We start from the raw sequence: 8164 nt of genomic DNA, 5'->3' as shown, positions 1-8164 counted from the left end.
ACACTTGTATTTATCAATAATTTAAAACCTTTATTAAATAAACTTTACTTGACAATAAAAAAAGCTTATCACCTAAGGCAATAAGCTTATGCTAATATAAAAAGGAGCAAAAAATATGCTCCCTCATAATCATAAAATATCCATAAATATCATTGAAAATAATATTTATAACATCTATATTTCCCTACGTTGGAATTATCCAAATCAGGTTATGAGGGTCTGGGCTAAATCCCACTCTCAGCCTACAATCAGGCTCCCCTAAATATTATTTAATTTTCAATTTAAATTTATCATAATTTTCTTATAAAATCAACATAATTAATTATGATAATTTCTGAATTTTCTATTTTCCCATAATTTTAAAGCATCTTTAAAACTTTCAAAATCAATATTCCTATTCGATGATTGTAGACATAACTGAACTTATCTTTATAAAAAATTTTCCCAAATATGAAGGCTATTTTATCAGTTCATTCATTTGTACTGCCATTTCCTTCAAGCTTTCTGCATTAGCTGATAATTCTTCACTCATAGCAGCACTCTGTTGTATTGACTGCATTAGGTTGTTAAATTCCTCTATTGTGTTTTCTGTATTTTTATAAATACTTTCATTAAAACTAACTATTTCTCTTGTTTCACTTAGCTGATTTTTTGACTTAGTATTGATATCTTTTATAGTCTCAGCAAAATCTTTAAGTTCTGCTATCATTTTATTAACATTATATACAGTATCACCTACAATGTTATTTCCTTCTGTTATTTGATTATTATTTTTGGTCATTAAATTTTCCACATCAGAAATTTTTGTTTTAAGCTCTGTTATTATTTCAACTACATTATTTAAAGATTCTTTAGTGTTTTCTGCAAGATTTCTAATCTCATCAGCTACTACTGCAAATCCTCTTCCAGACTCTCCCGCTCTAGCTGCCTCTATTGAAGCATTTAATGCAAGTAAATTAGTTTGTTCTGCTATATTTCCAATTATAACCAATATCTCATCAACTTCTTTTGCTTTATTTTGTAAATTTGTTGTAGCTGTAAATGTGAACTCTATGCTTTCTTTTATTTTTTTCATTATTCTGGAAGCTTCATTTAATGAGATCTCATTTTTATTAGATTGCTTTATCAAATTTAGTGCTAAATCTTCACTACTTTTAGTTTCATCAGTTATACTTTCATTATTTAAAAGTAAATTTTCTAAAATATTAGTATTTTCTTTTGATCTATTCAACATATTATTATTAGAGTGAAGTAGGTTATCACTAGTATATGCGACTTGTTGCATAGAAGTACTTTCCTCTTCTGCGATAGTAGAAACTGTTTGACTGGAATCTAATAAGGTATGTGCAAATTGAGAAGTTCTATCAAATATATCTGAGATTTTCTTATTATTCCTCTTAAGTTCTTCTTCCCTTTGTCGTATTTGACTTAACACCCGAGAAGCAAATAGAGTAAACATAAATATACCAAAGGAAGTAAGAACTATTATTATTGCCCTGACAATAAATTCTTGAATAATTACTTCTTCTGCTGGTAATGTATTAGAATTGAAAGTAAATATTGCTATCTGACTTAAAACACCTGTTATTATAAAAACAATATTTAACTTAACATCTAAAAACAAAGCTCCTAAAATAATAAAATAAAATATACTCATCCACAACTCTTTTGAAGGTACCATAAACACTAGAAACAAGTAATTTATAAAGGTCATGAAAAATATCATATACTTTAGAATATTAAAATTTTTTGTATCAAATACATCGTTAGACACAGTTTTTCTATGCATCAAATAAAAAGCTATAGATTCACCTATAACTAAACCTCCAAATATGACAAGACTTGTCCATTTAATTGACTCATATAATCCTATAACTTTCATAAATATGAAAGTTATAGCGGCTAATGCTCCACTAATCGAATAAATCACTAGAACAAATTTCAAAGTTTTCTTTTGATACTCAATTATTGTATTAGTATTCTCATTCATTATATACCTCCATTGACATTGAATTTATTACCATTTATAACTTAAAGCTTGCATCGTATATCCTGCAGCCACCGAACAAAAAATTATTAATTCTTCATCCATAAATTTTTCTTTTTTTAATCTTTCATTTAGTGCCATTATAGGACTGGCACTTCCAGTATATCCATATTTATCTGCCACAAATGTAGCCTTATCATAATCACTTCCTAGTTTTTCTAAAGTAATTTTTATATCATTTTTAGAAAATTGTGACATAAAATAGTGAGAGACATCCTCTGGTTTATATTCATTTTCTTCTAATAAAGTGACTACTAATTCTGACCATTTATCTGAAAGAAAACTAAAGTCAAAGGGCTTCCATTGCATCTTTCTATCATATCCTTTTAAACTATCATCAGTTATATTCTGTAATCCACATTCAGGAAACCTTATAGTATCATTATAATTATCATCCGTGAACATTCTAGTCGCTAAAAATCCTCTTTTTTCTTTTTCTTCCCTTGACTCCAAAATAACTGCTGCAGCTCCATCTCCTACTATAGAATATGTAATCATGTCATCTTCCTTTGCAAAGGGACTTACATATAAGGAACCAACTATTAATGCTTTTTTAAACTTTTTATCTGTTTTTAGATATCGGCTGGCTACATCTATAGCACTTATCATCCCAACACAATTATTATTCAAATCAAATACTGAGGTAGCATTATTAGCATTTAACTCATTTCTTATCATAAGAGCACATGAAGGCATTAAATATTGAGGTGTATCCGTGGCGGATATAATCATGTCTATATCCTCAGGGTTAATATTTGCTTCTTTTAATGCTTCTCTAGCAGCCTTCGCTCCCATTCCTATCATACTTTCACTATTATCAGCTTGCTTTCTTACATTTCTTCCTATCTTGTCTAGTAGATTAGTTACATGTTCATCTAATTGATATTTTTTAAAATGATTAATAATTGTATCGTTTTTTACTTCCTTCTCTGGATTATAAGCTCCTACTCCACTAATTAATACATTTCTAAACATTATTATCTCTCCTCTTAATTTGCTCCTTAGACCCATAGCTTTGCGTCCTTATTTTTCAATAAGTTTGCCTTTGTTAAGTTCAATATACAACTTGTAAAATTTATCACTTAAATTTAATAACTCGACTTAAATATTGCAATAAATAATATTAGATATAATATCACATAAAGAATATTTTTCCAATAATCCTTTATGACTATATTTATAAATTATTGCAATCCTAATACTAACTAAAAAGAACCCTTAAAATATCAGGATTCTTAATAACTTTTAACTATTCTTCTCTTTTCATAGTTAATTGAGATTTATTCTATGCAGGGAATATTTCACTTTCGACTAATTTTCTTATGTTCTGCCTTCTCAATTTATTTGAGATTTCATTATATTTTTTGTTGTCCATATAAAACACAAACATGAATTTTTAGCTATTTCTTTTCTATTTTTAAATTAAGGTATTCTAAAGTAATAGTTATACTATTTGATTGGAGAAATAAACATCTATCAAAGATAATATTGCCTATACAAAACATTTAAGAAACAATCCGAACAATACCTTTATCTCCATCCACTACAATTTCCTGTCCATCATGTAATGAATCGGTTGCATTGCCACAGCCTAAAACAGCGGGAATATTATACTCTCTTGCTACGATAGCACTATGGGACAAAGGTCCTCCAGTATCCGATACGACGGCAGACGCTAAAACAAACAACGGCGTCCATGATGGATCGGTATAACGGCAAACCAGAATATCACCCGGCAGCATTTTATCAAATTCCTGCAAGGTTAAAATTTTTTTAACCTGTCCCCGGCACAATCCCCGGTTCCCGGATATACCCGTCAGCGTATTTTTATCATCAAGCTTTCCGCCAAGAGAAAAGTTATTCCATAATCTTTCGTTTTGTGGACGGCTGGCTTTTCTGACTGCAATTCGATTTTTATAATCCTTAATCTCAGCAGGCAGGGCGTACACCTCCGATAATGTAAGAAAAAGAATATCCTTCGGCTGCTCAAATATTTCTGGAAACCGATGATTCAGCTCAAATGCAATCCTGCGTGCCAGTCCATAGCACATTTCTATCAGGTAAAGACTTTCTTCCCGGTTCACATGATACCCGCGTATTTCCTCAATCTTCTTACGTACCTTGGCAGCTTTTTTTGCAGAGAAACGCTTTGAAATTTTCGCAAGGATTGCCTGATATTTGCTATTCTCTGAGTCCTTTTTATCGGACAGTAACAGGACTTTTATCAAAGGAAATAGCGAAGTCATATCTTCAAGCCATGATACGGAGCCGAATGCGCAATAACTGCTGCTGGATTTCCATCCAAATTCATTGAGAAAATCCTGCAGCTTAACCGAAAAATCAGGATAGTTGTTCCGAATGGCTGCTATGGCACTGCTATCCGTTATTCTCTGACCCATGATAGCTTTTTTCAGCTCACCATGATTTTGAATGTGAGCGGTAAGTTTTCTTAATGCAACATTCAACTCCCACGTCTTATAGGGCAAGTCGCTTAACAGGTCAAATTCATTGATGTTTTTATCTACTCGGTGTAAGGTCGGATAAAGCAGCTTGGAAACAGCGACAGAAGGGAAAATATTGTATCGAAAGCGAACATAAGCAATCTCTTCTGATAGGTCGATCAGTTCTTTTAGCTGCTGAACCAATGCATGGACTGATAGCCGGGAAACCTCAACCGCACATTTTTCATTTAGTTTCTTTTTTATCATATAAAATCTACTGTCCGTGTTCGATGAATTGACTGCATAACTTGTAAAACGCCGAAGCAAGAAGGGGACTTTCGCAATCCGCGGAGAGATACGCATCATACCTGCCGAGAAGGAAAGTATGCCTTTTTCATCCATGTTTAATTCGCCGCCGATTGAAATGCCTAGCTCATGAAAAACTTTTGATTTTGCTTTATCTACTATTTCACATGGTTCTACATCCAGAGGATAAAGAGGAGTAGGACAATGCTCAATCCAATTATTCAGCACTGCTTTCTGAGATGCGGAAAGCTCTGGCTGTCTCTCATTTGTTTTGTTTAAAGTTGTAATAGGGCGGGATTGTAATAAATATAGCTTGCCATTGGAAATAGCCCATTCAATATCCTGTGGATTGCCATAATGCCGTTCTACTTTTCGGCCCATTTCAAAGACCTCAAACGCTTGTTTGTCACTTAGGCAAAAGCGGCCTTTTTGCTCCGTCGGTATATTCCTTTCTTCAATCCCAGTAGTGCCGTAACAGATAAGAATATCTTTATCGCCTAACTTTTTATCGATAATACGTCTTTGCTTTTTGCTGTATATATAAATATCCGGTGTTACTTTGCCTGAAACAATCGCTTCACCAAGCCCCCATGAGGCATTAAGCATAATTCGATCTGTATCTTGACTAACAGGATCAGTAGTAAAAAGGACACCTGAAATTTCACTTTCAACCATTTTTTGAATAACCACCGCCAAGGACACCTTGACTGCATCAAAGTTCGCCTGTTTCCGATAAGTGACGGCGCGTGCTGAATACAGGGATGCAAAGCACTTCTTTATTGCGGTGATAAGCTGTTCCTTACCAACAACATTAAGATACGTTTCCTGCTGCCCAGCAAAGCTGGCTTCTGGCAAATCCTCGGCAGTAGCAGAGGAACGGACGGCAACTCTCATATTTTGTCCGAGTGCAGCGTAACATTCTACAATTTCCTGCTCAAATTCAGCCCAAATCTGTCCTATGGCTATTGGAACACGAAGCTTGTCGCTGTAACTTGATGCCTGCGGCTCAAAGCTGTTTCGCATCATATATTCGTCAAACGCATTTCCTGTAATGCAAAACCCATCGGGTACAGGCAGACCTGCGTTAAACATCTCACCTAAATTCGCGCCTTTTCCTCCGACGACAGAAACATCCTCTTTTTTTACTTCCTGAAACATCCTTATATATTTCATAGATAAATCTCCTCCAGTTCGAAATTCATGCTTTCGGTTTGTTCGCAATGTGCTTAAATCGAAAAGATACGGACGCTACAATTGCCCCTGATAAGGCGAGAATCAGAACGCCCCAAATATAATATTGCTGTGGATAATTCAGTGAAAACTGAAATAGTATGGTTCCAATACTGCCGCCAAAATTACGAATTAAATGGGCGGTGCTGTTTACGCCAGCAGCATGACCTTGCGTTCGGGTAGCTGTATATCCCAATAATACGGACATTAACACACCGGAGCCAAATCCCAGCAACCCCACAGCCAGCGTAAAGAAGAACGGCATAAAAACGCTGCCTACCAAGCCTGCCGACCATCCGATTAATATGGCTGAACGTTCAGAAATTTTAATAAATCCTCCCAGTATGCTTCCGATGCCCATGAAAACGACGAATACCGTCAGCAAATTGCCTGCGGTATCTGCACTGAAGCCCATAGAAAATTGCATCAGACTTGGCAGATATGCAAGACAAACATTATAGAATGCTCCCAACAGAAATACCTGAAGGCACAGGTTTCTCAATAAAGGGTCGTTTACAAATTCCTTTGGGAGCAGTATATTTCCTTTTTTGGCATCCTTCCACACCACAAAGAAAAGCAATACGGCACCGAGAACCAGCAATAGATATTGTTGATGATACGCTTGCTCAATACCCAAGGTTGTAAGAAGAATAGCAATAATCATAAGTAAATGCTGCCGAAATTGAAAAGGCACTAATTGCATTACATGAACGCTATCAGAAAGATTTCGGAATACCAACCAGAAGCTTATCAGTTCAACTAGAAGTAAAAAGTAGAAGATCGCCTGCCATGAAGCAATCTGGGGAAGATAACCGCCAGCCAAACTACCTAGTCCATTAAATAATATCTGTACAACGGCAAAAGCAGCAAAAACAGCCGAATACTTTTCCTTCTCAAAATGTTCGCCTATTATCCCATAGGTTGCCGGCACTACTACTCCTGCTCCTATCCCCATAACGATTCTTGCTATCACAAGATGCAGCATGGAACTGCTGAATGGGGCTATTATAGTACCCACACCAAATAATAAAGAACCTATGATGAAGTTTTTTTTGTTGCCGAATCTTTGACACAACCCACTGGACAATATGATGACGGCTGAAGAAGCCAGTATATAACTGCCATGTATCCATGAATAAAAAGAAACCGATTTAAAGCTGTCGCTGATTGCGGGCAGTGCACTACTGAAATAGGTTTGCATAATGGTAGAGGCACCCATACAAAGCAATAAACCGACGAGTATTGCAGCTCTTTTATGTCTGTTCAAACCGAAACACCTCCTTCAAGAACAGTATAGCATTAACCTATGAAAAAATCAAATTATTTTCATAGGTTGGGTAAAAAATATCAAAGATGGTCGAGAATCAATTTTTCAATTACTTGATACCACGAATCAAAACCAGTGCCTATCTTGTCTTTATGAGTGCACAGTATAGCTAGCGTAGCAACGGCGGATGCCAGTTCTTCATCAGATGCAGAAAGATTTATCCCCTTATTTGCCCATATTCTTCTGATTTGCTGTATGAAATGCAGATTATCTTCTGCGGTAATGGGATCGTCATTCCAAACCAATGTTTCTAATAAACCGCTATATTCATTTGTGTAAAATTTGTTTGTGGCTGTTTTATCTAAAAAGACATTGGCGAGATCTGCAAAAAAATCCTTCGGTGTTTGGTTTTCTTCTTCTATTATCGTTAGAATTTTTTTGCGTATTCGATTCTTCTCATCACGCAGGATTTCCTCGTAAAGCGCTTCTTTATCTTTGTAAAAGGTATAAAACCCGCCCAACGAAATACCAACTTGCTTTGTTAATTGCTGTATCCTAAAATCCTTAAATCCTTGTTTACTGAACATATTCGAAGCAATTTCTTTTATTCTTATCTTTAGCTCCGCTCGTTCTTCCTCAGTATATGGACGACCCAAAAACTTCACCTCCTACCTCAAATTATATCCATGTATATTATAATACCTTTTCATTAAAAGTTAGTGAACCTCACCCCCTGAATAAAATATTCAGACCCAATTCAGGAGATTTTTTAGTGAAGTTTTTACCTTCCTTAAGGGCACCTTTCTTCTTTTCTCTCCAGTTATTTAAATTAGACCTATAGCTAGATACAATTCCAGTGGCTTCATTTATTGC

Annotated in this window: 5 protein-coding genes and 2 riboswitches; all 5 genes read right to left on the bottom strand. The window is 35.0% G+C overall.

The features are described from left to right. Positions 1–163 precede the first annotated feature (163 nt). Positions 164–270: riboswitch (TPP riboswitch) on the bottom strand. A gap of 187 nt (positions 271–457) precedes the next feature. Continuing rightward, a complete protein-coding gene (locus GOQ29_RS08285) occupies positions 458–1990 on the bottom strand; it encodes a methyl-accepting chemotaxis protein (RefSeq protein ID WP_203372187.1) in 1533 nt (510 codons plus the stop codon). Between the two features lie 27 nt (positions 1991–2017). Further along, on the bottom strand, positions 2018–3022 hold the full coding sequence (locus GOQ29_RS08280) for a ketoacyl-ACP synthase III (protein ID WP_203372186.1): 1005 nt from the start codon (positions 3020–3022) through the stop codon (positions 2018–2020). Next, a riboswitch (cyclic di-GMP riboswitch) is annotated at positions 3012–3101 on the bottom strand. (Overlaps the previous gene by 11 nt.) Before the next feature lie 451 nt (positions 3102–3552). Next, positions 3553–5967: a PEP/pyruvate-binding domain-containing protein gene (locus GOQ29_RS08275; protein ID WP_203372185.1), complete on the bottom strand. Its 2415-nt coding sequence runs from the start codon at positions 5965–5967 to the stop codon at positions 3553–3555. Positions 5968–5992: 25 nt separating this feature from the next. Next, positions 5993–7291: an MFS transporter gene (locus tag GOQ29_RS08270; protein WP_203372184.1), complete on the bottom strand. Its 1299-nt coding sequence runs from the start codon at positions 7289–7291 to the stop codon at positions 5993–5995. An 80-nt stretch (positions 7292–7371) separates the two neighbouring features. Next, positions 7372–7947, bottom strand: coding sequence for a TetR/AcrR family transcriptional regulator (locus GOQ29_RS08265; protein WP_203372183.1), 576 nt, complete (start codon positions 7945–7947; stop codon positions 7372–7374). Positions 7948–8164 lie beyond the last annotated feature (217 nt).

Origin of the sequence: Anaeromonas gelatinilytica (assembly GCF_016820635.1) — a bacterium.
In the GTDB taxonomy this organism is placed as follows: domain Bacteria; phylum Bacillota; class Clostridia; order Tissierellales; family SIT17; genus Anaeromonas; species Anaeromonas gelatinilytica.
The sequence above is the reverse complement of the archived record's forward strand: the minus strand, read 5'-3'. Positions and strand labels throughout refer to the sequence as shown.

Bases quoted from the DNA above. Each gene is read 5' to 3' on its own strand.
- GOQ29_RS08285 (WP_203372187.1), bottom strand. From the start codon at position 1,990: ATGAATGAGAATACTAATACAATAATTGAGTATCAAAAGAAAACTTTG.
- GOQ29_RS08280 (WP_203372186.1), bottom strand. From the start codon at position 3,022: ATGTTTAGAAATGTATTAATTAGTGGAGTAGGAGCTTATAATCCAGAG.
- GOQ29_RS08275 (WP_203372185.1), bottom strand. From the start codon at position 5,967: ATGAAATATATAAGGATGTTTCAGGAAGTAAAAAAAGAGGATGTTTCT.